The organism is Bradyrhizobium sp. CCBAU 51753 (assembly GCF_015291565.1).
In the GTDB taxonomy this organism is placed as follows: domain Bacteria; phylum Pseudomonadota; class Alphaproteobacteria; order Rhizobiales; family Xanthobacteraceae; genus Bradyrhizobium; species Bradyrhizobium ivorense.
Genome location: NZ_CP030037.1, coordinates 788,222 through 809,912, shown reverse-complemented (window position 1 = coordinate 809,912; position 21,691 = coordinate 788,222). Strand labels below are relative to the sequence as shown.

Genomic DNA, 21,691 nt, shown 5'->3' with positions numbered 1-21,691 from the left:
GCGATGTCTTGGCAATTCCGTCGGCAGGTCGTCCTGGCATTCGCCGCTGCACAAATTCGTCACAGGCATTGCGCGGCGTTTACCTTTGCACGGCGCATGGGCCTGCCGATCGATCGGCTTTTGCCGGCGCCCACACGTTCAAGCTGCGGCGGAAAATCTTTCGCTTGACGGGTTCCGTCCGATATGGTGTTCTTGTTATGTTCTATTCATAGCGTTTGCGTTTTGAGGGGCTCATGCACGACGTCTTCACCGAGAACGGCCCGGTCAAACTCTTCATCCGAGACGACGGCGATACGCCACTGGACTTCGTCCGGCACCTGCTGCGCGCGGTGTTCGGCAAGTCCGAGCGGGAAGCGATCACGGTCGCGGCGCAAATCGAGGACCAGTACGGTATCATTTGCGGCCCATTTCCCGCTCAAGTGGCCAGGGCGCTGCTGGAGGCCGCGCAGCAGCTGATCCGCGACGACGAGCAGCCGCTGCTGATCACGGCCGAGGCCGTCGATGCGGTGCGCCCATGCGATCTCTGTGACGCGCCGAGATCGGTCAGCAATATCTTTCTCAACGACAGGAAGGTATGCCTCTGCAGCGGCTGCGTGCTGGCCGTCAGGAGGAGTTCGGAAGAGCTCCCGGGCGACGAGTTCAAGTTTGCCGTGACCGCGCTCGATTGGCATTTCGCGGGCGTCCCGCGCAACCAGCTACTGACGCGGTCGCGGCTGTTTCCCGGCCATATGCGCGCCGACGTTCAGATCGCGATCGACCGGTTGCTCGCCGACCCCATCCATTTCTTCGGCATCCATGAGGAACATCGCTACGAGACGCTCGATGTCGCAACGCTGATGCGATACGGGCGCGGCGCGCCGGCGATCGCGCCGCCGCAATACCACGATGTCGATATCGGCGAGGCGCAGCCGGTGAAATGCCTGGTCAATGGACTCTGGCTGTGCCGCAGCGGCGAGTTGCGCTATGCGGTGCTGCTCGCCTTCCATCGTGACTATAACCGCGAGTCGGGAATGCGGATCGAGCTTGTGGTGCCGGCCGGTATGGCCGGCAACGCCTTCGTGCAGCGCATCTTTGCCGAGCTGGAAATGGCGGTGGACGCCGCGCGATCCTATCGCGGCAAAATCCTCTCGCTCGACGGCGACGCCGACTATAGCGGCCGCTCACGCGGCGTGACCGTGCACCGGCTGCCGACGGTCGACCGCGACGCGGTGATCCTGCCGGAAAAGACGCTGCGGCTGCTCGAGCGCAACGTGCTCGACTTCGTCGGCAGCCGCGAGTTGCTGCGCAAGCTCGGCCAGTCGACCCGCAAGGGCATCCTGCTCTACGGCCCGCCCGGCACCGGCAAGACCCACACCATTCGCTATCTCGCCACCAATTTGCCGGGCCACACCACGCTGATCATCACCGCCGAGCAGGTCGGCTTGCTCGGCGCCTATATGAGCCTGGCGCGGCTGCTGCAGCCGACCATGGTTGTGATCGAGGACGTCGACCTGATCGCGCGCGACCGCGACGAGATGGATTCCCCTTGCGAGGAATCGCTGCTCAACAAGCTGCTCAACGAGATGGACGGCCTGAAGGAGGATTGCGACATCCTGTTCGTGCTGACCACCAACCGCCCCGAGGAACTGGAAGGCGCGCTGGCCGGCCGGCCCGGCCGCATCGACCAGGCGATCGAGGTGCCGCTGCCCGACGAGGCCGGGCGCGGCAAGCTGGTCCGGCTCTACGGCAAGGGTCTGCCGCTTGCGCAGCCCATCGTCGACGAGGCGGTGCGGCGCACAGCCGGTGTCAGCGCCGCCTTCATCAAGGAGCTGATGCGCCGCCTCGCCCAGGCCAGCATCGTCAGGGACGGCGGCCAGGACGTCACCGCTGACGACATCGACGGCGCGGTCAACGAGATGCTGTTCGACGGCGGCCGGCTCAACGCAAAGCTGCTCGGCGGCGCCCAGGGCATGAGCGCGGGGTGATGGCACGCGTCCCGGCATATCTGCCTTCACACCATCTCAAAAATGAGATATCATCGAGATGTCTTGGCGCGTCGAGATTCTCAACGAGACCGTCGCAGCCGAGATCGCCGCGTTGCCGGTCGACATGCAGGCGCGTTTCCTCCGCCTTTCTGAACGGATTCTTGCAGTCGGGCTGGAAAACCTGGGAGAACCACACGTCAAGCACTTGACGGGCAAGCTTTGGGAGTTGCGGCTGACCGGGCGCGACGGAATCGCAAGGGCGCTCTACGTGACGGCCAGTGGCCGCCGCGTCGTAGTGGTCCGAGCGTTCGTCAAGAAAACGCAGAAGACGCCGGCCGCTGAGATCGAGTTGGCGCTACAGCGGGCAAAAGGGTTCGCATGACCATTCCGTTCGAAAAGCTCAAGGCTCGCCTGTTGGCCAATCCCAAGGTCAAGGCCGAGTACGACGCGCTTGCGCCCGAGTTCGAGATCGCCACTGAGCTGCTGAGAGCGCGGCGGCGGGCGAAACTGTCGCAGTCCGAACTGGCGGAGCGAATGGGGACCAGCCAGTCCACCATCGCCCGCCTCGAAAGCGGCCAGACGCTTCCCAGCACCAAGACGCTGCTGCGCTTCGCCAAGGCAACCGACAGCAAATTCCGCATCCGCCTCTCGGCGGCGTAGGATCAATCGCGCCCCTGGCGGCACATCAAGTCGCGCGCGCCGGCCGTGACCCGCACGAGCTCGGCAGTGATGCGTTCCAGCACGCGTTCCCAGGCTTGCGGCCGCTCCGAGGCGGACGGCGCGACCAATCCGCACGTGATGATCACGGCAATGCCGACCCCTCTTGACGGCGGCGCCATCATGTAACATATGAAGTTACATGACACGCGACAGCCGTTTGTCCGGCGTGCTGCACGGCCTGCTCCACATGATCGGCGCGGGCGAGCCCGTCACGTCGGAGCACCTCGCAACCGCCATGGCGACCAACCCGGTCGTGGTCCGCCGCGTCATGGCCGGGCTGCGCGAGCAGGGGCTGGTCCGCTCCGAGAAGGGCCATGGCGGCGGCTGGACGCTGGCGCGCGATCCCGCCGCCATCACGCTGGCCGAGATCTACCGCGCGGTCGGCGCGCCCACCATCGTCGCGATGAGCCATCGCTCGGAGAACCCCGGCTGCCTGGTCGAGCAGGCCGTCAACGATGCGCTCGGCGACACGTTTCGCGAGGTCGAGACGCTGTTCTTGAAGCGGCTCGGCGCCGTGACGCTGGCGGCGCTCGCCAAGGACTTCAAGCGCCGGCTGGCAAAGCACCGGCAGACCCTCGAGGACCAGATCCATGCCGCAAAGTGAACCCGCGCATCATCAGCCGTTCAACGATCCCGCGCATTGGGACAGGATGGTCGCCACCTACGAAGCGCAGTCGCAGCCGTTCACGATGCACTACGCCGAAGCCGCCCTGAAAACGCTCGACATCGGCCCGTCGTCAAAGGTGCTCGACGTCGCGACCGGTACCGGCGCCGCGGCGCTGGCCGCCGCCCGCACCGGCGCACAGGTCACCGCGATCGATTTCTCCGCCGGCATGGTGCAGCGGGTGCGCGCGCATGGAATTTCCAACATCGATGCACAACAGATGGACGGCCAGGCGCTCGACCTGCCCGACGCCGCGTTCGACGCCGTGCTGTCGGTGTTCGGCGTGATGCTGTTTCCGGACTGGCGCGCCGGCCTGCGCGAGATGGCGCGGGTGACGCGGCCGGGCGGAGCCGCGGCGATCGCGGTGTGGAACAGCGCCGACGGCGGCGGGGTGCACATGCTGGTGTCGCGGATCGTCCGCGCGCTCTATCCCGATCGTATCGGTCCGCCGCCCGCGGCGGGGCTCGCTGAGTTGGCCGATCCCGCGCGTTTCGCCGCGGCCGTCGTCGACGCCGGCTTCGCACCACCCGTCATCACTGAAGTCACGCGCGACTTCGGCCTCGATGTCGCCGACTTCAATGGTGTCGAGCGGCTGTTCCCCTTCATCTCGCATTGGAATGCGCTGGACGATGAACAGCGCGCCGCCGTCGCCCGCGCATTCTGGAGCGAGATCGAGCGCGGGCGGGTCGGCGATATCTTCCCAATACCCTCGACTGCGATGATCGCAACGGCACGACGGCCCTGATCGTGGCTCTGCGGCCGCAGCCAATCGTCGTTCGCCAAATTCGGATTGGATACGGCGCCGCACCGCGCCGCCGCGCTTCGTCACTCCCGCGAGCGCGCCTTGCCGTCATCGTTCTCGGCATCATCGGCCGTCGGCGGCTGGAGGCCGGGGCTGTTGGCCCAGCGGTCCAAATCCTCGATGACCCGCTTGTGGCTCGGCCGCAGCGGCGCCGGTGCACCGGGCTCCTGGGACAGTTTTCGGGGCAGCTTGACCTTGTCCGTCATGGCTATCTCCGGAATAGGACAGTGCTGGCGGAACGGCGCGCGCCGTGCCGGCCGAAGCGCGATGAGATCAGGTTGCATCGTCATCACGCTTGACAGGTTTTCTTCACGCGAACCGGTATCCGATTCGCTCGAGAATGCGTTAGACGCGCGACTTCAGGAGGTCGCGGATTTCCGTCAGCAGCGCCACCTCGGCGGTCGGCTTCGGCGGCTCGGCGGGCGCAACCGCTTCCTTGCGCTTGAACTGGTTCATGGCGCGAATGACCATGAACAGCACGAAGGCGACGATCAGGAAGTTGAGCGTCAGGGTCAGGAAGTTGCCCCAGGCCAGCACCGCGCCCTGCTTCTTGGCGTCGGCCAGATTGGTCGCGGTCACGGCCTTGGAAAGTCCGGTGAAATAGTTGGAGAAGTCGAGGCCGCCGGTGATCGCGCCGATGATCGGCATGATGATGTCGCCGACCAGCGAGGTGACGATGGCGCCGAAGGCTGCGCCGATGATGACGCCGACGGCGAGGTCGACGACATTGCCCTTCATGGCGAATTCGCGGAATTCCTTCAGCATGCGATCTCCTGTTCTCGAAGGGGGCGCGCCGGCCCGGCATGTCGATGCAGGGCTGCGCGCAGTGCAAGTGGCGCGGACTATCTACGATTGGTCGGCTCGGCCGGCGCCGTGACGGGGCGTGCGGGAGCGGCCTGCTCCCATGGGGCCGGCAAGATCACCCGTGCCGGCGGCGGGCTCTGCGCGGCACGCTGGAGGTTCGCATCCGCCTGCGGCGGTGGCTCGCCGTTCGCATGATCCGCATATGCGACGGCCACCCAGATGCCGAGCGTCATCGCGACGACTACCGGAGCCGCGCCGATCAGGGTGGCGGAACGCACAACGGCGGGCCGCAACCCGCGCATGATGGCGAGATGATGCGAAGCCATGGCAACTGCTCCTCACGCGATACACGTCGGTCCGAGGCGTGCGAGGGCGCTCGGCTGCCGCGAGCGCCTCGCAGCGCTTCGGCGCAGGTCGTCAGGACTTGATGTCGTCCGGCAGCTTGCCGCCGTTGGCGGCGAGCTTGGCCATCACCTGCTGGTGCAGCCAGACGTTCATCGCGGCGGTGTTGTTGGTGTCGCCGGTGTAGTGCAATTCCTTGGCGAGCTCCTTGCGCGCCGCAAGGCTGCTGTCGAGGCCGAGCGCCTTCATCAGGTCGACGATCGAGGTGCGCCAATCGAGCTTCTCGCCCTTGGCGGCGGCCGCCTTGTCGACGATCGCTGCGACGTCGACCGTCGGCGTCGCGGAGGCTCCGGGCGCAGCTGACGCGGTCGATGTTGCCGGCGATGCGCCAGGGGCACCCGCGGTTTCGGTTGCGGGAGACGTAGTCTTGGCCTGGGCGCCATGGCCAAAAATCGCACCCATGATGCTTCCAAAAATGCTCATGATCTCTCGCTCCGTGGGCCCGAGACGTTGTCGATCTCGCGGCGGTTTCCAGTGACGGGGCGAACGATAGGCAGGCCGCCAAACCGGCGGAAGATGACCATCGTCACTTTCGGGGAGCCGCGCAGCGTGATGCAAATTCACCTTGGTGCGCGTGAATCGACCGCACGTCGATCGCCGTTCATCGTGCGCCCCACGTGCGATGAAAGTCAGCCGTCCCGGCCCGATTCGCCAGCCCCGAGTAGCCGGGGCGGCTGACACCAAGCCTGTCAGGCGATGCTCCATCCATTCGTCATTGCGAGCCACCCGGTCGGCGCGAAGCGCCGCCGGATGACAGGCTCCGCGAAGCCTCGTCATTGCGAGCGGAGCGAAGCAATCCATCTATCCCCGAGTTGAGGCGTGGATTGCTTCGCTTCGCTCGCAATGACGGGGCAAATCCGGATTCAAAACTGGCGGCGCTGAATGATCTGCGCCAGCTCGGCAAAACTTTCGACGATGCCGGCGCCGGTCTTGGCACTGACCGATTTGACGCTCGACCGCGCAAGTTCGCCGATCGCGCCGGCGCTGCCGGCAGCCTCCGGAAGATCGATCTTGTTCAGCAGCGCCTTGTAGGGCCGGCCCGGAAACCGCTCCTCGAAGCCGCGGACCAGCTCGACCATGCGCGTCACCGTCTGCGGACGCGTCACGTCGGACACGATGATCGCGGCGGAGGCGCCGGTGACGTAGACGGTGTCGAAGATCTGGGTGCCGAAGTCGCCGTCGGTGTCCCACAGCACGAGGCGCGTCGGCTCGCCGCCGTCGGCCGGCGCGACGTCATGGCTCAAGATCTCGACGCCGAGCGTCGACTTGTACTGGCCCTCGAACCGGTCGTAGACGAGACGGTGCAAAATCGAGGTCTTGCCGACCCCCATATCGCCGAGCAGCATGACTTTCGCGGTCAGCATCAGCGCGGCACTTCGGTGCGGTAAACGGTTTCGAACGCGACGCGGCGGTTGCCGCCGACCGTCGGGTCGAGCCGGTCGGTGATCGGCATGGTCGCCGCGCGCGACACCGGGGTCAGCCGCGACGGATCGATTCCGAGCGCCGTCAGCTTGTGCATCACCTGCTCGGCCCGCTTGCGTGCGAGCGTCCGGTTGGTCCCTTCGGTTCCGCTCGGATCCGCATAGCCGACGATGCGCAGGCGCAGATCGTTGTTCGCCAGCAGACCGGCGAGTTCGCGGAGCTGCTGCTCGGCCGCATCATTGTTCAGGAAATCATCCGAATTGTAGACGAAGAACACCGCCGTCGTGGCGATGAAGCGGTCGAGCCGCGCCGCCGGACTGTCGACGATCGACTGCAGCGCGGCCGACTGCTCGCCCAGTTTGCCATACTGCTCGCCGAGCTTCGCGACCTGCTCGTTCAGCCTGGCGTATTGCTGGTCGCCCGACTTCGCTTGCGCCGCTATCGCATCGCGAATCTGGTCGAGGCTCGCTTGGGCGCGCGCCAGCGACTGCTGCAGGCCCGCGATGTCGGCCCGCGCCGCCGCCACCTGCTGCGGTCCGGTCACGACGCCGATGCGGTCGACGATCTTGTACGGTGCTGCGGCGGCGGTGAGCGTATCGATCAGCGGCGCCGTCGTGAACTCGCTCGGTTCGATGCCCGATACCGCGACGCTACGGTTGCCATGATCGAAATCGAGCCGCAGCGGAAACGACGCCAGCAGCGGCTGCTGCGTGGCGAATTGCGCCAGCGCCGCCTCGGTCCGCCGTTCCAGCAGGCTTCGTGTCAGCGACGTCGCGGCGAGCCAGACCAGCAGCGCGGCCGCCGCCGTGAGCAGCCCGATCAGGATCACCTTGCCGCGCCGGCCGCCGGTCTTGCGCGGCGCGTCATCCGCCTCGATCGACGCCGCCAGCGATGCGAGCATCCTGGCGTCGCAGGTGGCGCCGCGGTCGATGCGCTCGATCGCGTCGAAGAACAGCGCATTGATCCGAGCATTGTCGGCGGGGCGCAGCGGCCCGAGGCACTCCGCCGCCAGGATGAAGCGCGGCGAGGCGCGCAGCGCGATCTCCCGTCCGCCGAAATCCAGCGTCTGCAGATCGCCCTCGCCGGCGAGCGCCTGAACCGAGAACTCCAGGATCGCCGCGACCATCGCGCTGAGCAGGTCCGCCCGCTCATCGGCGGTCGCGTCGTGCTTGTAGTCCGCGACCAGCCGGCCATTGCCGCGCTCGATGATCAGGAGCCGGTTCACCCGCGGCGGATTGTCCGCCAGCACGAACTCGCTGATCGGACGTCCGGTCACCAGCGACTTGATGCGCCCCACCCACAATTGCGCTGATGTCAGGTTGTTGATGCGCTGCTCGAGCGAGGCAACCATCTCCCTGAAGGAGTTCGCGACCGCGGCGCTGACCAGACGACCGACGATCGGATAGAGCGCCTCGATCAACTGCTCGCGCGAATTCCTGATCTCGCTCCTGATCGCGGAGACCACGGTGGGCGCAATCGCGTTGGCGAGCTCGCGCGGACGAGTGACCTCGGCGCGCTCCAGCGCCTCGACCAGGATGCCGGCGGTCGCCGTCTCCAGCCGGTCGGCGGTGCCGACATAGTGCTGCAACGATTCAAGATCCGCCTCCAGCGACTGCAGGCGCGTCGCTTCGGGCTGAAACAGCAATGTCTTGAGCTGCTCGATCTCGCGGTTCTGCCCGGCAGCAGCTGCCATGCTATCTGTCCGTGCGGCCGGATCCCAATCCGCTGACGGCCGCGCCGAGCTGCGAAATCGCCGCGCCGATATCCTTCAGCGAGTCGAGCCGCTTCTGCTCGGTGTGCTGCTCGAGATCGGCGACCTTGGCCTGGAGGGCGGCAAGCTCATTGGCGAAGTGGGCCTGGAGCTGCTTGAGCGAGGCCTGCATCTCCTCGCGGAGGCCGGCAAGGTTGCTCTCGATCGACCGCTGCGCGCCGCCGAACAGGAGGTCACGGACCTGATCGATCGTGGCCGCGCCATGCGCAGCCGAATCCGCACCGTTGCCCGCGGCCGCTGCGTTTGCGAGCCCATCCGTAGCCTTGGTCTCGCGCTCGATACCCTTCATGGTCGTTCCCTGCTTACCCTAAATCGCGCCACCCGGCCCGCCGTCAAAAAGCAATCCGGACCAATCGTATAGCCAATTTTGCGGGTGCGGGCGAGCAATCGCGAGACAATGCAGCAACGACGTGCGCGCGAAGCCAATTGATTCTAGTAAGTTATTGCCTTTATTGCGAGTTCCGTGCGGTTCTTGACCTGGCATTTTTCCAGGATGGTGCTGACGTAGTTTTTCACCGTGCCCTCGGCCAAATGCAACCGCTCGCCGATCTCGGTGTTGCTCTTGCCCTCGACGATCAGCGTGAGAATTTCATTCTCCCGCGCCGTCAGCCCGTCGCGGACCGGCAGCTTGGCCGAGACGCGCGGGCCGCGCAGCCGCTTGAACTCGTCGAGGATGCGCGCGGCGACGCTCGGTGAGAGGCCGGACTGGCCGTTGATCACCGCCCGTATCGTCGCGGCGATCTCGTCGATCCTGGCGTCCTTGAGCAGATAGGCCTTGGCGCCGGCGCTGACCGCCTCGAAGATCAAATCGTTGGTCTCGAACGTCGTCAGCACCACGACGTGAGTCTGCGGCAGCTCGCGGAGAATACGCTGAGTCGCCGCGATGCCGTCGACGCGCGGCATCTGCAGGTCCATCAGAATGACGTCGGGCCGGTAGCGCCGCGCGAACTCGATCGCCTGCTCGCCGTCGGCCGCACCTGGAAGCATCTCGAAATCGTCGTTCTGCTGCGACAGCAGCGTGGCGATGCCTTCCCTGATCAGCGCCTGATCCTCGGCGATCAGCACCCGCACCTTCTCTGTTTTGCTCACGGGCTTACCGTCATCCTCTCGTTCCGAGTCCGCGCTCGGCAACTTAATCGGCCAGCACGCCGGACGACGCTGCCGGCGGCACCGCCACGGGCAGCGAGATCCGGACCAGCGTGCCCTGCCCCGGCGCACTTTCGACCGCGCAGGTTCCGCCGACAAGTTCAGCAAATTCAGCCATTCCGATCAATCCGAAATGTCCGGGCTTGGGAACAGCGGGATCGAAGCCGCGGCCGTCATCACGAACTTCCACCACCAGTCTGCGGCCGACCGCGGCCGGCATCTCGAACGCGCGAAACGCAACGTGGCGGGCCTGCGCATGAGCCTGAACATTGCGCAGCGCCTCGCCGAGGATGCGCTGGATCGTCAGGCCGCAGTCGCGCAACCCGGCACGCGCCCGATCGTCGATCTCGGTCGACACCTTGACGCCGCTGCGCTTTGCGAAGTCGGTCAGCAGTTCCTCGATGTCGGTATCGAGCTTCAGATCGTCGGGCATGCGCAGGCGGGCAATCGCCTCGCGGGCGCGCTGCAGGCCGCTGGCCGCCGCATCCTCCGCCGTCGCAAGGCCGTCGGCGACGCGCGCCGGATCGGTCGACAGGTAATGCCGGATCAGCCGGATCTGGGTCAGCAGCGCCACGATCGAGTGCACCAGCGTGTCGTGGAGATCGCGCGCCAGCCGCAGCCGCGTCCGCGCCAGCGAGGCGAAGCGCACCTCCGCGCTTGCCGCCTCGAGCTGCTGCTCCATCAGGCGGCGGGCCCGGCGCTCGCTGCCGAGCAGCGTCTCGACCTGGCGCGCGGCGAAATCCGGCATCGCAATGATGAAATAATGCGACTGCGCCTCGTTCCACAGCACCACGGCGGTCACCGGCTGGGCGATCCCCGGCGCGGCGCCGCGCACGCCGGCCAGCGCGATCATGTCCCGTCGTCCTTCGGCGAGCGCCACGAGCTCGGCCTCCATGCCGACCAGCAGCATGCACTCGCAGCAGTCGGCGCCGACCGCGGGAAGCCATTCGACCAGCCGCCCGATCTTCCGCACCATGCGCCGGTCGGCGCCGATCACGGCGAGGCCGATGACGTCGGCTTCTGCGGCCGGAAGCAAGTCCGCGCTCAGGTCGATCATGCGTTGCCCAGTCAGCTCAGCGAGCATCCCACTCTGGCGTAAGCCGATAGCGCCCGCAAACGAATATGACTTTCGTCATAACCGATCCTGACTTCCGTCAGATGTCGCAGCCGCCCGAAATGCGGTTTCTGGTTAACAAGCGAAAGTGCAAGCCATCGTGTGCCAGATGCCGGCGCCGACGGCGATGCCAGCTCGGCGGCGCCTCTCGAAAGCCGCGCCAATCGACCGGAGTGTGAGTTGACGGAGATGAGCGCCGCGCCACGGAAGTCGTCGCGCACGGAGCAGCGCATGTTGGCGGAGGCGGTAAAGCCTGCGCGGCGCCGCCGCCTGAGCGCGACCCAGAAGGCGGCGCTGCAGGCCGCGCTTGCCGGCCGCCTGCAACTCTTTCCGCGCGGCTATGCCGCGAGCAAGACCGGCCCGTTTCACTCGCGCCGCGCGATTCTCGGGCTGGTGCGTGCCGGCCTGATGAGCCTCAGCGCGACGGCGCGCTACGCGGCCCTGACCAAGCGCGCCAAGGAAATGCATTCAAGTCCAACGACTGACGCAGCGGACCTTCAGGCCAAGGGGCCGGGCGCCGGCGGCCGCACGGGTGGCGGCCACAAGGCGCCCGAATAGGTCTCGCCCGCTCTTTCTCAAGTCAAAATTGGCGCGAGCATGCCCCGCGGTCCGCAATGGGCGGCGGCGGACGCGGCGTGCGCGGGGCAGCCATGCAGCTAAACTGCGAAGATCATCTTTACAGTTTACCTTCATAACTGCTACGCAACCGGCATGAACACTGCATCGGGCCGTGCCGGGTCTGCGCGAGCGTCCGCGCTCGCCGAAGAGCTGCGCTTGCTGATCGGAAAGCTGAAGCGCCGGCTGCGTGAGCAGGGCGAACGCGACGACCTCTCGCCGTCGCAGGTCGCGGTGCTGCTGCGTCTCGAGAGGCACGGTCCGGCAACCGTATCCAGTCTGGCGCGTTCGGAAGGGATGCGTCCGCAGTCGATGAGCTCGGCGATCGCGGTGCTCGAGGCCGCGGGCCTGGTCCGCGGCGCGCCGGATCCGCAGGACGGCCGGCAAACCATCATGTCGCTGACCGACGCCTGCCGCGAGCGGCTCCGCGCCAGCCGCGCCGCGCGGCAGGATTGGCTGTCGCGCACCATCACCGCGCGGCTGTCGCCGAAGGAACAGGACGAGCTGGCAGCCGCCGTCGGGCTGCTGAAGCGCCTGATCGACGATTGAGGCTGCTCGAAAGGAGGTACGCCCATGAACTGGCCTGACCTTGTCGCCTATTTCTTCGGCGGCGCCTTTCTCACCAACGCCATTCCTCACGTTGTCGCCGGCATGATGGGCGAACCGTTCCAGACCCCGTTTGCAAAGCCGCGCGGCGAAGGACTGTCGACATCGACGGTCAACATCCTCTGGGGCTTCTTCAACCTCCTCGTCGGATATCTGCTGGTCTGCCGCGTCGGCGAGTTCGGCTTGCGCAACACCGGCGACATCACTGCACTCTTCCTCGGCGGCCTCGCGATCGGCCTGGTGCTGGCGCGGCGGTTCGGACGGTTTCACGGCGGCAACGAACCGGGACGCTCATGAGGCGGGTGTTTCGATCGCTGCGCAGCTTCAACTACCGGGTCTGGGCCGCGGGCGCGCTGGTGTCCAATGTCGGGACCTGGATGCAGCGCGCCGCCCAGGACTGGCTGGTCCTGACGCAATTGACCGATCACAGCGCATCCGCGGTCGGCCTCGTGATGGCACTGCAGTTCGGCCCGCAACTCCTGCTGATGCCCTGGTCCGGCCTTGCCGCCGATCGCTTCAATCAGCGCCGGTTGTTGATGATGACGCAGGCGGCGATGGGCACGCTGTCACTGATCCTCGGCATACTCACCGTCACCGGGCTGGTCGAGCTCTGGCACGTTGATGTGTTCGCGTTCCTGTTCGGCTGCAGCGCCGCGCTCGACGCTCCGGTGCGCCAGACCTTTGTCGCCGAGCTGGTGGGCGATGCGGACCTGTCGAATGCGATCGCGCTGAACTCGACCTCGTTCAACGCCGCGCGGATGATCGGACCTGCGGCCGCCGGGCTGATCATCGCCTCGGTCGGCACCGGCTGGGCGTTCCTGTTCAACGGCATGTCGTTCATGGCGGTGCTGACGTCGCTGTCGCTGCTGCGCAAATCCGAGCTGCGGCCGAACGCGCGGGCGCACCGCGCCAAGGGCGGCATCACCGAAGGGTTTCGCTACGTCTGGTCGCGCTCCGACCTCCGCGCCACGCTGGTGATGCTGTTCCTGATCGGCACCTTCGGGCTGAACTTCCCGATCTTCATCTCGACCATGGCGGTCGGCGTGTTCCATACCGACGCCCGCGGCTTCGGCCTGCTGTCGTCGATGATGGCGATGGGAACGATGTCGGGCGCGCTGCTGGCCGCCACCCGCGAACGGCCGCGCTTCGAGGCGCTGATGGCGGGCGCAGCGATCTTCGGGGTCGGCTGCACGCTCGCTGCGCTGGCGCCGAACTACTGGCTGTTCGCCGCCGCGCTGGTCATGATCGGCGTCGCCTCGCTGACCGTCCTCAACACCTCGAATGCGCTGATGCAGCTCTCGACCGAGCCCGCGATGCGCGGCCGGGTGATGGCGCTGCGGCTCGGGGTGGCGCTCGGCGGCACGCCGATCGGGGCGCCGATCGTCGGCTGGGTCGCCGATCACCTCGGCCCGCGCTGGGCGCTCGGCGTCGGCGCCGCCGCGGGCTTTGCCGCGGCAGCGGTGGCAGTTGCCGTGATGTCGCGTCGGAACGCCGCGGCGGCCAGGCACGGCAGCCTCCCGCACGCGGCGGAGTGACGGAGGCTTCCTGCCCCGCTCAGACGAAGGCGCTCAGCCCGGTGATCGACTTGCCGACGATCAGGGTGTTCATCTCCCTGGTGCCCTCGTAGGAATAGATCGCCTCGGCGTCGGCCACGAAGCGGCCGATGTGGTTCTCCAACAGGATGCCGTTGCCGCCGAGCAGCTCGCGCGCATAGCCGACGGTCTCGCGGCATTTCACGGTGCAGAACGCTTTCGCCAGCGAGGCGTGCTCGTCCAGCATCACGCGCTCATCCTGCAATTGGCCGAGCCGCAGCATCATCGCCTGGGTCGCGGTGACGTTGCCGAGCATCCGCACCAAGAGGTCCTGCACCAGCTGGAAGCCGCCGATCGGCCGGCCGAACTGCTGGCGCTCGGTCGCATAGCGCAGCGCGTGCTCGTAAGCGCCCATCTGGCAGCCAACCGCGAACCAGGCAACGCCGGTGCGGGTCATGCGCAGCACTTTTGCGGTGTCCTTGAACGTGTTGGCGTTCTGCAGACGGTCCGCTTCAGGCACGCGGCAGTCCTTCAGTGTGATCAATCCGTTCTGCACCACGCGCAGCGCCATCTTGGTCTTGATCTTCTCGACCGAAAAGCCGGGATTGTCCTTAGCCACCACAAAGCCCTTGACCTGGTTGGAGCCCTCCTCGCGCGCCCAGATCACGTTGATGTCGGCGAAGGTGGCGTTGCCGATCCACTTCTTCTGGCCGTTGAGGATCCAGACATCGCCGTCGCGCCGGCAGCTGGTCAGCATGCCGCCTGAGGTGGCGGAGCCGACCAAGGGCTCGGTCAGGCCGAACGAGCCGATCTTCTCGAAGCGCATCATCGCAGGCAGCCAGCGCTGCTTCTGCGCCTCGTCGCCGCACAGATAGATCGAGCCGGCCGAGAGCCCGGTGTGCACGCCCCAGAAGGTCGCCACCGAGGCATCGACCCGCGCCAGCTCCATCGCGACAAAGCCGTTCAGCAGCCAGCTGCCGCCGGCCGCGCCATAGCCCTGATAGCCGACGCCGCCGATCCCGATCTCGGCCATCTTTGGAATGATCGCGAACGGAAATTCGTCGCGGCCCCAAAACTCCTCGATCACCGGCGCGACCACGCCTTCCGTAAATTCGCGCACGCGCTTCACCAGTGCGCGCTCGCTCTCGTTCAGGACGGTTGCAATCCGGTAGAAATCGCCGTCGATCGGCGGCGGCGCATAGGCCGGCTTTGCAGCCCGTGTCACCTGCGGGTTCGCCATGGTTTCCCTCCCTGCTGCGTGCCGAGATTTTTCGCCTTGATATGCCGCCGTCCCGGCAGGGCTGACGTCCCGCCGGGGCCGGTCGTCGTTGATGGCTCAGGACGCGACGTCAGGTCGGCTTGTTCGGACGGACGCTGGCGCGGAACTCCTCAAAGCTCTCCTTCATGCGGTCCTGGATGATCTTCACGGCCTCGGTGGTCGATTGCCGTGCGGTGGAGGCGCTCTCCTGGGCGCCCTTCACCGCGATCTCGAACATCTTGCGGGCGAACTCGGATTGCAGCGTGATGTTCTCCCGGACCTTGAGCGGCTTGTATTCGCGCGCCAGCGTCGCGGCCTCGCGCAATCCGGCTTCCATCACCTCGCGCTGCTTCTGCGCCACCGCTTGCGCGCCCTGCGCCGCCACCTTGGCGCTCTGGGTCAGCGCCTCGAGGTTCTTCTTTTGGGCCTGCATCAGGTCGTCCACGTTCAGCTTCGGCAGACCGAGATCAGTGCCGAACTTTCGCAGCATATCGTTGTATGAGCTGTTATCCGTCATGAGATCCTCCCTGGTTGCTGGTGTTTAAGACTTCTCCCGTCCGCCTCCCGACGTTGGAATGAGATCCCTGAGGCGACCGCTGGTGCGCGACAGCAGCGACGCCGGCGCGGCCTCGCGGCTCTCGCCGGCGAGAAACGCCTCGATCAGTGCAGCGGTTTCCTTTGGCCGCGTCACCATGAACATATGTCCGTCGTCGATCATGCGCAGCTCGGCCTTCGGGATCAAACTCGCCATGATCTGACCGTTGATCGGCGGCACCAGCGGATCGTCGCTGCCCATCAAAATCAGCGTCGGCTGCGGCAGCGACCACAGCCACGGCAGGCTGGTCCAGCCGGCCATCGCCAGCAGCTGATAGAAGTAGCCCATGCTGCGCGCGCCATGCATCGCCCCGGCATGGCGGCCGATCAGTGACGGGTCGTGGCGAAACGCGCCGCCATAGATGTCGGCCGCGATCTGCTTCATGTAGCCCTTGTCGGTGTAGCGGCGCGGCGTCGCCATCTTCCACAGCACTGAGGGACTTGCCGGCACCATGGTGAAGCCGGGCGCGGTCGCGGCGAGCACCAGCCGCCGGCAGCGCTTGGGAAACTGATGCGCGAATTGCTGCGCGATGCCGCCGCCCCAGGACACGCCGGCGACGTCGACCTCGGCGTAGCCGAGCTCCGCCACGAGATCGGCAGCAAGCCGCGCCAGCGTCGACGGGCGGTACGGCCACGCCGGCCGCGGCGATCCGCCGACGCCGGGCACGTCGAAGATGATGGCGGTGGTGCTGGTGAGCGCCTCGAGAAACGGTTTTGCCAATTCCCAGTTGGCGCCGATGCCGTTGAACAGCAGAAGCGGCGGCCCGCTGCCGTCGCCATGCCGGATCGCGACCTGCAGCAGCTGGCCGTCGATCGTGATCTCGCGCGTCTCGATCGTGCCGCGGGTTGCCGCGACGGCCGGACTCGCGAGGTCTCTCGTAGGATCGTCACTCAAAGACGTAAGTCCCCGGCGCCGGACCAAGGGCCGGATAGCGCGTGCTGCCGAGCGATGCCGGCGCAGCCACCTCGTCGCCCGAACGCGGCTGCAGCCAGTCGCGCCAGTCGAGCCACCAGCTGCCCTTGCGCTTCTCGGCGGAAGCCAGGAAGGCGTCGGGCGTGGCGGCGCCGACCGGCCCGATCATGAACGAGGCCTTCGGATTGCTCGGCGGATTGAGCAGGCTCTGCAGATGCCCGCTGTTCGACAGCACGAAGGTGGTGCCCTCGCCCATGATCTGCGCGGTCTTGTAGACGCCCTTCCACGGCGTGATGTGGTCGGTGACCCCGGCGACGACATAGCTGTCGGCCTTCACCTTGCTCATGTCGATGGTCTTGTCGTTGAGCGTCACCTTGCCGGCATTGACGAACGGATTGGTGAAATAGAGATCGAGATAATCGCCATGTAGCGCCGCCGGCAGGCGGGTGGTGTCGGCGTTCCAGTACAGGATGTCGAACGCCGGCGGCTGGTTGCCGAGCAAATAGTTGTTGACCCAGTAGTTCCAGATCAAATCGTTCGGCCGCATCCAGGCGAACATCCGCGCCAGGTCATGGCCGTCGACGATGCCGCGCAACTGAGACGACGCCTTGGCCGCGCGCATGGTCTCTGGCGTCATCAGGCAGCCGAACGCGCTCTCGTCGGCCGAGTTGGGATCGAGCAGGCAGACCGCCAGCACCAGGTTCCTGATCTTCTGCTCCGCCGCGCTGCCGAGCGTTGCGAAATAGGCCGTTGAGGTGATGCCGCCCGAGCACGACCCCATCATCGAGATGTCGTCGCTGCCGGAGATTTCGCGCGCCGCGTCGACGGCCTCGTCGAGCGCGGCGACATAGGTGTCCAGCCCCCAGTCGCGGTGCGCCGCCGTCGGGTTGCGCCAGCTGACGGCAAACACCTGGATGCCGCTTTCGAGCAGGAAGCGCACCATGCTCTTGTCCGGCGAAAGGTCGAGCGCGTAGTACTTGTTGATCTGCGGCGGCGTGATCACCAGCGGCCGCTTCCTCACCGTTGCCGTGGTCGGCGTGTACTGGATCAGCTCGAGCAGCTCATTGCGGAAGATCACCGCGCCCGGCGTGGTCGCCAGGTTCTCGCCGACCTTGAACGCGCTCATGTCGACCATCGACGGCATGCCGCGGTTGCGCGTCAAATCGTCCATGTAGTTCTTCAGGCCGCTCCACATGCTCTTCCCGCCGGTGTCGATGAACTTGCGGACCGCGGCCGGGTTGGTGAGCATGGTGTTGGTCGGCGCCACTGCGTCGATCAGGATTTCGGTGATCAGATGCGCGCGCTGCTTGTCGATGTCGCTGAGGCTGGTCTTGTCGACCAGGCCGTTGACCGCTTCGCCCCAGGCCAGATAGGCCTTGAGCAGGCCAGAGTGCAGCGAGCTTTCCTTCCAGGTCGGATCGGCGAAGCGCTTGTCGCCCGCCTTCGGGGCGCGTTCGGATTTGCCGGAGACGATCGAGCCGAGCTCGCCGACAAACGACAGCCACTGTTCGGTGGCGACCTTCGGCTCGTTCATCACGGCCTTGAACAGGACATTGGCGCCCTCGACCAGGTCCTGGCTCTGGATGCCGACCAGCGGGTTGAGCGCCAGCGTGTTCCTGGACGCGGCTTCCGCCATCTCCGCCGGAGACGAATCCGCACTGCGATCTTGCGTGGTCATGGCCGTGCTCCCGCCGCTGGAATCAGAAGCGCCAGGGTCTCGGCGATCAGGGCGGGCTTCTCCGATCCTTCGACCTCCAGCGTGTTCTGGGTCTTCATGATCACTTGTCCGCCCTCCCGCGGCTCGATCCCGGCGAGCACGACGCGCAGCCGCACCCGTGCGCCTGATGGCACCGGCGCCAGGAAGCGGACCTTGTCGATCCCGTAATTCAGCCCGGCGGCGGCATCGCGCGGGATGACGCCGACCTGCATCGACAGCGGCGCCACCATCGCCAGCGTCAGATAGCCATGCGCGATCGGACCACGGAACGGGCTCTCGCGCTTGGCCCGTTCAACGTCGACATGGATCCATTGTCTGTCGCCGGTGCAGGACGCGAAGCTGTCGATGCGCGCCTGATCGACGACGGTCCAATCGGAAACGCCAAGTTCCTGTCCAATGCGGTCGCCCAGGCCGGCAAGTGTGAGGTTGCTCATGTCGCTGTCCTCCTCGATGCTCCCATCGGCTGCGCGCGCACCGTCACATGTTGCCGTACTGCTCGCGCAGCTCCTTCTTGTTGATCTTGCCGACGCTGGTCTTTGGGATGCTGTCGATGAACAGGATCTGCTCGGGGATGCCGTATTTCGAGATCACGCCCTGGTCGGCGAAAGTCTTGAGGTGGGTCTTGATGGCGGCGTCGCTGAGGCCGTCGGCCTCCGACGCCTTCTTGACCACGAGCGCCAGCGGCCGCTCGCCCCATTTGTCGTCCTTGATGCCGATCACCGCCGCCTCGGCGACGCCGGCGCATTGCGTGATCAGGTCCTCGATCTGCAGCGAGGAGACCCACTCGCCGCCGGTCTTGATCACGTCCTTGATCCGGTCGGTGATGTGGACGTAGCCGCCCGGGCTCACCACCGCGATGTCGCTGGTGTGCAGATAGCCGCCGGCCCAGAGCTGCTCCGAGCCCTCGGGGTTGTTGTAATAGCCCTGGGTGAGCCACGGCGCGCGCAGCACGATCTCGCCGGCGGACTTGCCGTCATGCGGGATGTCGTTCATGTCGGGATCGACGATGCGCAGGTCGACCAGCGGCCCGGCGATGCCGGCTCTGGCGCGGAATTCCACCTCGCCGTCGGGATCGCCGGTGAGATCCTTGGACATGACATGCGACACCGCGGCGAGCGGCCCGGTCTCCGACATGCCGTAGCCCGCGAAGATATCGATGCCGGCCGCGAGCGCCTGCTTGGCCAGCGCCTTCGGCAGCGCCGAGCCGCCGATCACCATCTTCAGCCCGTTGAAATCGACCTTCGCCGCAGCCGCCGCGTTGAGCAGCATCTGCAGGATGGTCGGCACGCCATGGGTGAAGGTGACGCCCTCGCTCTTGATCAGCTTGACCAGCATCGCCGGGTCGTAGCGGCCGGGATAGACCTGCTTGACGCCGGCGAGCGTCGCCGACCACGGAAAGCCCCAGGCGTGAACGTGGAACATCGGCGTGATCGGCATATAGACGTCATCGCGCGAGAAGCGGCCCTGCGAGCCCGCCATGCCGAACAGCGCCAGCCCGGCGAGCGAATGCAGCACGAGCTGGCGATGGCTGTAATAGACGCCCTTCGGCAGTCCGGTCGTGCCTGTCGTGTAGAAGGTGGTCGCCTGGGTGTTCTCGTCGAAATCGGGGAAGTCGTAATCCGGCGAGGCCGCGGCCAAGAGGTTCTCGTACTCGCCGATGAAGGACAGGCTGCCGGTCTGCGGCGCCGGCCGGTCCGACATCACGATCATCCGCTTCACCTTCGGCAGCTGTGCCTTGATGCCCTCCAGCAGACCGACGAACTCGTCGTTGACGAGCAGCGTCGTGGCGCCGGCGTGATCGATCGTGTAGGCGATCTGCTCCGGCGAGAGCCGGACATTCACCGTCTGCAGCACCGCGGCCATCATCGGGATCGCGAAGAAGGCTTCGAGGAAGCGGTGGCTGTCCCATTCGAGCACCCCGACGGTGTCGCCCGGCTCGACGCCGGCCTTGCTCAGCGCCGAGGCGAGGCGGCCGATGCGCTCCTTGGTCTGGCGATAGGTCTGGCGTTTCTGATCGCGGTAAACGATCTCCTGATCCGGCGATTGCACGCGCGGCGTGTGCCAGAGCTGCTTGAAGATGAGCGGATATTGGTATGCGGATTTGGCAGTCTGAATCAGCCTTCCAACCATGAAAGCCTCCCTCGACTTGGCGTGTCCTCCGACCATTGCAGCGTCCGCAATTCTGAAGCGAGCGGATCGTGTGGTCTGCCGTCTGGTGACGGCGGTCCCACCGCATGACCTTAGGCCGAAGCGTCGCGTGACGCCCGAGATTTGTGAAGGTCCGGAACGGACATCGGCCGGGTCCGAACCGGACAGGCCGCATACGCCGGCGGCATCGCCTTCATCCGCAACGGCTTTTTTGCCGTTTTCCGTGGCGCACTTCCTTTGCTGCTTTGCAGCACGGGCGAAGATGGCATTATGGTCTGGCAAGCGGTGAGCAGACTCCGTCCCACTCCATCTCTTGGGATCGTGCGACCCCGGCACCGAAGGAAAGGCAGGGTTGATCTTGCAACCGACGACGCGACTGAAGCGGCCCTTGAGCGCCCGCAGCGACATCCTGACCGTCGGCGTCAGCGACAAGATCTATGAGACCACCAAGCTCGGCGCCATCTTCGACATGCTGCACGGTCAGGGCGTGGCCACTGACGCGATCCTGCGCGGCGTGAACATCACGCTCGAGGACGTGCATTCGCCGCAGGCGCGGATCTCTCTGACGCAGCTGATGACCGTGTGCCAAAACGCGTTGCGGCTGTCGAACGACCGCCATTTGCCCTATCGGATCGGCGCGTCGATCCACATCTCGACCTACGGCATGTACGGCTACGCGCTGCTGTGCTGTCCCGACTTCCGCAAGGCGATGGAATTCGCCATGCGCTACCACGCGCTGGCGGCACCGCTGGCGGCGATCAACTTCAGCGAGGACAAGTCATCCGGCCGATGGAGCATCGAGCCCAATCTGCCCGCGATGGCTGATCCCGCGCTCTACCGGCTCGTCACCGAGATGCAGATCGGCATCCATATCTCGCTGATGCGCGACGTCATGGGCCCGGGCTTTGCGCCGTCCGAAATCAAGCTCGCCTATCCGCAGGCCGCGGACTTCGAGCTTCCGCCTGACCATGTCGGATGCCCGGTGCGCTTCGAGCAGCCGGCCAACCAGATCGTGTTCAAGTCGCAATGGCTGGACCGCAGCGCCGATCTCGGCAACAAGACGACGTATCCGACCATCGTTGCGCTGTGCGATGATCTGCTCGGCGACCTGGAATTGCGGATTGGCGTGGCCGGGAAAATTCGCGCCTACCTGCTGCGCGACATCGCAAACCCGCCGACCTTCGAGGCGATCGCCAAGCTGCTCGGCGTCAACGAGCGCTCGCTGCGGCGCCAGCTGCGTCAGCAGGGCTTTTCATTCCGCGGCCTGCACGACGAGCTGCGCACCCAGATTGCGCTGAAATATCTCCGTCACACCACGCTCGCCAACGAAGACATCGCATTGGCGCTCGGCTTCAGCGATGCCGCAAATTTCAGGCGCGCGTTCCACCGCTGGACCAACAAGGCCCCGAGCGATATCCGCGGCGAATAGCCGCGAGGCAAGCCACTCATCCTAAAGCGCGATGAGTTTGAATTGAATCGTCATCGCGCTTTAGCTCTTT

Annotated in this window: 26 protein-coding genes; 10 read left to right on the top strand and 16 right to left on the bottom strand. The window is 66.1% G+C overall.

The window, feature by feature from the left end; all coding sequences use genetic code 11:
- The first annotated feature begins 233 nt into the window (after positions 1 to 233).
- Genes XH93_RS03740 through XH93_RS03730 form a run of 3 tightly spaced genes read left to right on the top strand, consistent with a single transcriptional unit; the run spans position 234 to position 2,624 of the window.
- Positions 234 to 1,964 (top strand): ATP-dependent Clp protease adaptor ClpS, encoded by a 1,731-nt coding sequence (locus tag XH93_RS03740; RefSeq protein ID WP_194472434.1) that lies wholly within the window; start codon positions 234 to 236, stop codon positions 1,962 to 1,964.
- Between the two features lie 58 nt (positions 1,965 to 2,022).
- The gene (locus XH93_RS03735; protein WP_139487171.1) at positions 2,023 to 2,346 is read left to right on the top strand and encodes a type II toxin-antitoxin system RelE/ParE family toxin; all 324 of its coding nucleotides are present in this window, start codon (positions 2,023 to 2,025) and stop codon (positions 2,344 to 2,346) included.
- Positions 2,343 to 2,624 (top strand): helix-turn-helix domain-containing protein, encoded by a 282-nt coding sequence (locus XH93_RS03730; RefSeq protein ID WP_139487170.1) that lies wholly within the window; start codon positions 2,343 to 2,345, stop codon positions 2,622 to 2,624. Before XH93_RS03735 ends, XH93_RS03730 begins: the two co-directional genes overlap by 4 nt.
- Positions 2,625 to 2,626: 2 nt before the next feature.
- On the opposite strand, the gene XH93_RS03725 is transcribed toward XH93_RS03730, so the two are convergent.
- The gene (locus tag XH93_RS03725) at positions 2,627 to 2,806 is read right to left on the bottom strand and encodes a hypothetical protein (protein WP_194472433.1); all 180 of its coding nucleotides are present in this window, start codon (positions 2,804 to 2,806) and stop codon (positions 2,627 to 2,629) included.
- 17 nt (positions 2,807 to 2,823) lie between these two features.
- On the opposite strand from XH93_RS03725, the gene XH93_RS03720 reads away from it, so the two are divergent.
- Both XH93_RS03720 and XH93_RS03715 read left to right on the top strand, forming a co-directional pair.
- The gene (locus XH93_RS03720; RefSeq protein ID WP_194472432.1) at positions 2,824 to 3,288 is read left to right on the top strand and encodes an Rrf2 family transcriptional regulator; all 465 of its coding nucleotides are present in this window, start codon (positions 2,824 to 2,826) and stop codon (positions 3,286 to 3,288) included.
- A complete protein-coding gene (locus tag XH93_RS03715; RefSeq protein WP_246799477.1) occupies positions 3,275 to 4,093 on the top strand; it encodes a class I SAM-dependent methyltransferase in 819 nt (272 codons plus the stop codon). The genes XH93_RS03720 and XH93_RS03715 overlap by 14 nt, the downstream gene beginning before the upstream one ends.
- A gap of 80 nt (positions 4,094 to 4,173) precedes the next feature.
- Here XH93_RS03715 and XH93_RS03710 read toward each other — a convergent pair whose 3' ends face one another.
- From XH93_RS03710 to XH93_RS03670, 9 genes are all read right to left on the bottom strand, one after another.
- Complete coding sequence (locus XH93_RS03710; RefSeq protein WP_139487167.1) at positions 4,174 to 4,356, bottom strand: hypothetical protein; 183 nt, start codon at positions 4,354 to 4,356, stop codon at positions 4,174 to 4,176.
- Between the two features lie 139 nt (positions 4,357 to 4,495).
- Entirely contained in the window at positions 4,496 to 4,915 is a 420-nt protein-coding gene (gene mscL / locus XH93_RS03705; RefSeq protein ID WP_139487166.1) for a large conductance mechanosensitive channel protein MscL, read from the bottom strand.
- A gap of 77 nt (positions 4,916 to 4,992) precedes the next feature.
- On the bottom strand, positions 4,993 to 5,280 hold the full coding sequence (locus tag XH93_RS03700) for a hypothetical protein (protein WP_139487165.1): 288 nt from the start codon (positions 5,278 to 5,280) through the stop codon (positions 4,993 to 4,995).
- A gap of 91 nt (positions 5,281 to 5,371) precedes the next feature.
- A complete protein-coding gene (locus XH93_RS03695; protein WP_194472431.1) occupies positions 5,372 to 5,779 on the bottom strand; it encodes a DUF3597 domain-containing protein in 408 nt (135 codons plus the stop codon).
- 440 nt (positions 5,780 to 6,219) lie between these two features.
- Complete coding sequence (locus XH93_RS03690) at positions 6,220 to 6,720, bottom strand: Rab family GTPase (protein ID WP_139487164.1); 501 nt, start codon at positions 6,718 to 6,720, stop codon at positions 6,220 to 6,222.
- Positions 6,720 to 8,471 (bottom strand): OmpA family protein, encoded by a 1,752-nt coding sequence (locus tag XH93_RS03685; protein ID WP_194472430.1) that lies wholly within the window; start codon positions 8,469 to 8,471, stop codon positions 6,720 to 6,722. Before XH93_RS03685 ends, XH93_RS03690 begins: the two co-directional genes overlap by 1 nt.
- A 1-nt stretch (position 8,472) precedes the next feature.
- Positions 8,473 to 8,838 carry a hypothetical protein gene (locus tag XH93_RS03680; protein WP_139487162.1) on the bottom strand — a complete coding sequence of 122 codons (366 nt, stop codon included), beginning with the start codon at positions 8,836 to 8,838 and terminating at the stop codon, positions 8,473 to 8,475.
- A 143-nt stretch (positions 8,839 to 8,981) separates the two neighbouring features.
- Positions 8,982 to 9,638 (bottom strand): response regulator transcription factor, encoded by a 657-nt coding sequence (locus XH93_RS03675; protein WP_194472429.1) that lies wholly within the window; start codon positions 9,636 to 9,638, stop codon positions 8,982 to 8,984.
- A gap of 43 nt (positions 9,639 to 9,681) precedes the next feature.
- Entirely contained in the window at positions 9,682 to 10,752 is a 1,071-nt protein-coding gene (locus tag XH93_RS03670) for a sensor histidine kinase (RefSeq protein WP_194472428.1), read from the bottom strand.
- Positions 10,753 to 11,040: 288 nt separating this feature from the next.
- Between XH93_RS03670 and XH93_RS41985 the strand changes: the two genes are divergently transcribed.
- From XH93_RS41985 to XH93_RS03650, 4 genes are all read left to right on the top strand, one after another.
- Positions 11,041 to 11,367 carry a hypothetical protein gene (locus tag XH93_RS41985; RefSeq protein ID WP_244622542.1) on the top strand — a complete coding sequence of 109 codons (327 nt, stop codon included), beginning with the start codon at positions 11,041 to 11,043 and terminating at the stop codon, positions 11,365 to 11,367.
- A gap of 153 nt (positions 11,368 to 11,520) precedes the next feature.
- Positions 11,521 to 11,973 carry a MarR family winged helix-turn-helix transcriptional regulator gene (locus tag XH93_RS03660; RefSeq protein WP_194472427.1) on the top strand — a complete coding sequence of 151 codons (453 nt, stop codon included), beginning with the start codon at positions 11,521 to 11,523 and terminating at the stop codon, positions 11,971 to 11,973.
- A gap of 24 nt (positions 11,974 to 11,997) precedes the next feature.
- A complete protein-coding gene (locus XH93_RS03655) occupies positions 11,998 to 12,327 on the top strand; it encodes a hypothetical protein (protein ID WP_194472426.1) in 330 nt (109 codons plus the stop codon).
- A complete protein-coding gene (locus XH93_RS03650; protein ID WP_194472425.1) occupies positions 12,324 to 13,565 on the top strand; it encodes an MFS transporter in 1,242 nt (413 codons plus the stop codon). The genes XH93_RS03655 and XH93_RS03650 overlap by 4 nt, the downstream gene beginning before the upstream one ends.
- A gap of 19 nt (positions 13,566 to 13,584) precedes the next feature.
- Here the strand turns inward: XH93_RS03650 and XH93_RS03645 are convergent, their stop codons facing one another.
- The 6 genes from XH93_RS03645 to XH93_RS03620 form a co-directional block, all read right to left on the bottom strand.
- The gene (locus XH93_RS03645) at positions 13,585 to 14,802 is read right to left on the bottom strand and encodes an acyl-CoA dehydrogenase family protein (protein WP_194472424.1); all 1,218 of its coding nucleotides are present in this window, start codon (positions 14,800 to 14,802) and stop codon (positions 13,585 to 13,587) included.
- A gap of 109 nt (positions 14,803 to 14,911) precedes the next feature.
- Positions 14,912 to 15,337 (bottom strand): phasin family protein, encoded by a 426-nt coding sequence (locus XH93_RS03640; protein WP_139487155.1) that lies wholly within the window; start codon positions 15,335 to 15,337, stop codon positions 14,912 to 14,914.
- 24 nt (positions 15,338 to 15,361) lie between these two features.
- Positions 15,362 to 16,309: a poly(3-hydroxyalkanoate) depolymerase gene (gene phaZ, locus XH93_RS03635; protein ID WP_194472423.1), complete on the bottom strand. Its 948-nt coding sequence runs from the start codon at positions 16,307 to 16,309 to the stop codon at positions 15,362 to 15,364.
- Positions 16,302 to 18,005 (bottom strand): alpha/beta fold hydrolase, encoded by a 1,704-nt coding sequence (locus XH93_RS03630; RefSeq protein ID WP_194472422.1) that lies wholly within the window; start codon positions 18,003 to 18,005, stop codon positions 16,302 to 16,304. The genes phaZ and XH93_RS03630 overlap by 8 nt, the downstream gene beginning before the upstream one ends.
- Positions 18,002 to 18,478, bottom strand: coding sequence for a MaoC family dehydratase (locus XH93_RS03625; RefSeq protein ID WP_194472421.1), 477 nt, complete (start codon positions 18,476 to 18,478; stop codon positions 18,002 to 18,004). The genes XH93_RS03630 and XH93_RS03625 overlap by 4 nt, the downstream gene beginning before the upstream one ends.
- 43 nt (positions 18,479 to 18,521) lie before the next feature.
- Positions 18,522 to 20,174 carry a fatty acid--CoA ligase gene (locus XH93_RS03620; protein ID WP_194472420.1) on the bottom strand — a complete coding sequence of 551 codons (1,653 nt, stop codon included), beginning with the start codon at positions 20,172 to 20,174 and terminating at the stop codon, positions 18,522 to 18,524.
- 370 nt (positions 20,175 to 20,544) lie between these two features.
- Between XH93_RS03620 and XH93_RS03615 the strand changes: the two genes are divergently transcribed.
- On the top strand, positions 20,545 to 21,621 hold the full coding sequence (locus tag XH93_RS03615; RefSeq protein ID WP_210340436.1) for an AraC family transcriptional regulator: 1,077 nt from the start codon (positions 20,545 to 20,547) through the stop codon (positions 21,619 to 21,621).
- Positions 21,622 to 21,691: the final 70 nt, after the last annotated feature.

Bases quoted from the DNA above. Each gene is read 5' to 3' on its own strand.
- XH93_RS03725 (WP_194472433.1), bottom strand. From the start codon at position 2,806: ATGATGGCGCCGCCGTCAAGAGGGGTCGGCATTGCCGTGATCATCACG.
- XH93_RS03710 (WP_139487167.1), bottom strand. From the start codon at position 4,356: ATGACGGACAAGGTCAAGCTGCCCCGAAAACTGTCCCAGGAGCCCGGT.
- XH93_RS03640 (WP_139487155.1), bottom strand. From the start codon at position 15,337: ATGACGGATAACAGCTCATACAACGATATGCTGCGAAAGTTCGGCACT.
- XH93_RS03730 (WP_139487170.1), top strand. From the start codon at position 2,343: ATGACCATTCCGTTCGAAAAGCTCAAGGCTCGCCTGTTGGCCAATCCC.
- XH93_RS03655 (WP_194472426.1), top strand. From the start codon at position 11,998: ATGAACTGGCCTGACCTTGTCGCCTATTTCTTCGGCGGCGCCTTTCTC.
- XH93_RS03715 (WP_246799477.1), top strand. From the start codon at position 3,275: ATGCCGCAAAGTGAACCCGCGCATCATCAGCCGTTCAACGATCCCGCG.
- XH93_RS03700 (WP_139487165.1), bottom strand. From the start codon at position 5,280: ATGGCTTCGCATCATCTCGCCATCATGCGCGGGTTGCGGCCCGCCGTT.
- XH93_RS03695 (WP_194472431.1), bottom strand. From the start codon at position 5,779: ATGAGCATTTTTGGAAGCATCATGGGTGCGATTTTTGGCCATGGCGCC.
- XH93_RS41985 (WP_244622542.1), top strand. From the start codon at position 11,041: ATGTTGGCGGAGGCGGTAAAGCCTGCGCGGCGCCGCCGCCTGAGCGCG.
- XH93_RS03735 (WP_139487171.1), top strand. From the start codon at position 2,023: ATGTCTTGGCGCGTCGAGATTCTCAACGAGACCGTCGCAGCCGAGATC.
- mscL (WP_139487166.1), bottom strand. From the start codon at position 4,915: ATGCTGAAGGAATTCCGCGAATTCGCCATGAAGGGCAATGTCGTCGAC.
- XH93_RS03625 (WP_194472421.1), bottom strand. From the start codon at position 18,478: ATGAGCAACCTCACACTTGCCGGCCTGGGCGACCGCATTGGACAGGAA.
- XH93_RS03670 (WP_194472428.1), bottom strand. From the start codon at position 10,752: ATGATCGACCTGAGCGCGGACTTGCTTCCGGCCGCAGAAGCCGACGTC.
- XH93_RS03630 (WP_194472422.1), bottom strand. From the start codon at position 18,005: ATGACCACGCAAGATCGCAGTGCGGATTCGTCTCCGGCGGAGATGGCG.
- XH93_RS03690 (WP_139487164.1), bottom strand. From the start codon at position 6,720: ATGCTGACCGCGAAAGTCATGCTGCTCGGCGATATGGGGGTCGGCAAG.
- XH93_RS03620 (WP_194472420.1), bottom strand. From the start codon at position 20,174: ATGGTTGGAAGGCTGATTCAGACTGCCAAATCCGCATACCAATATCCG.
- XH93_RS03685 (WP_194472430.1), bottom strand. From the start codon at position 8,471: ATGGCAGCTGCTGCCGGGCAGAACCGCGAGATCGAGCAGCTCAAGACA.
- XH93_RS03680 (WP_139487162.1), bottom strand. From the start codon at position 8,838: ATGAAGGGTATCGAGCGCGAGACCAAGGCTACGGATGGGCTCGCAAAC.
- XH93_RS03650 (WP_194472425.1), top strand. From the start codon at position 12,324: ATGAGGCGGGTGTTTCGATCGCTGCGCAGCTTCAACTACCGGGTCTGG.
- XH93_RS03660 (WP_194472427.1), top strand. From the start codon at position 11,521: ATGAACACTGCATCGGGCCGTGCCGGGTCTGCGCGAGCGTCCGCGCTC.
- XH93_RS03720 (WP_194472432.1), top strand. From the start codon at position 2,824: ATGACACGCGACAGCCGTTTGTCCGGCGTGCTGCACGGCCTGCTCCAC.
- XH93_RS03645 (WP_194472424.1), bottom strand. From the start codon at position 14,802: ATGGCGAACCCGCAGGTGACACGGGCTGCAAAGCCGGCCTATGCGCCG.
- XH93_RS03740 (WP_194472434.1), top strand. From the start codon at position 234: ATGCACGACGTCTTCACCGAGAACGGCCCGGTCAAACTCTTCATCCGA.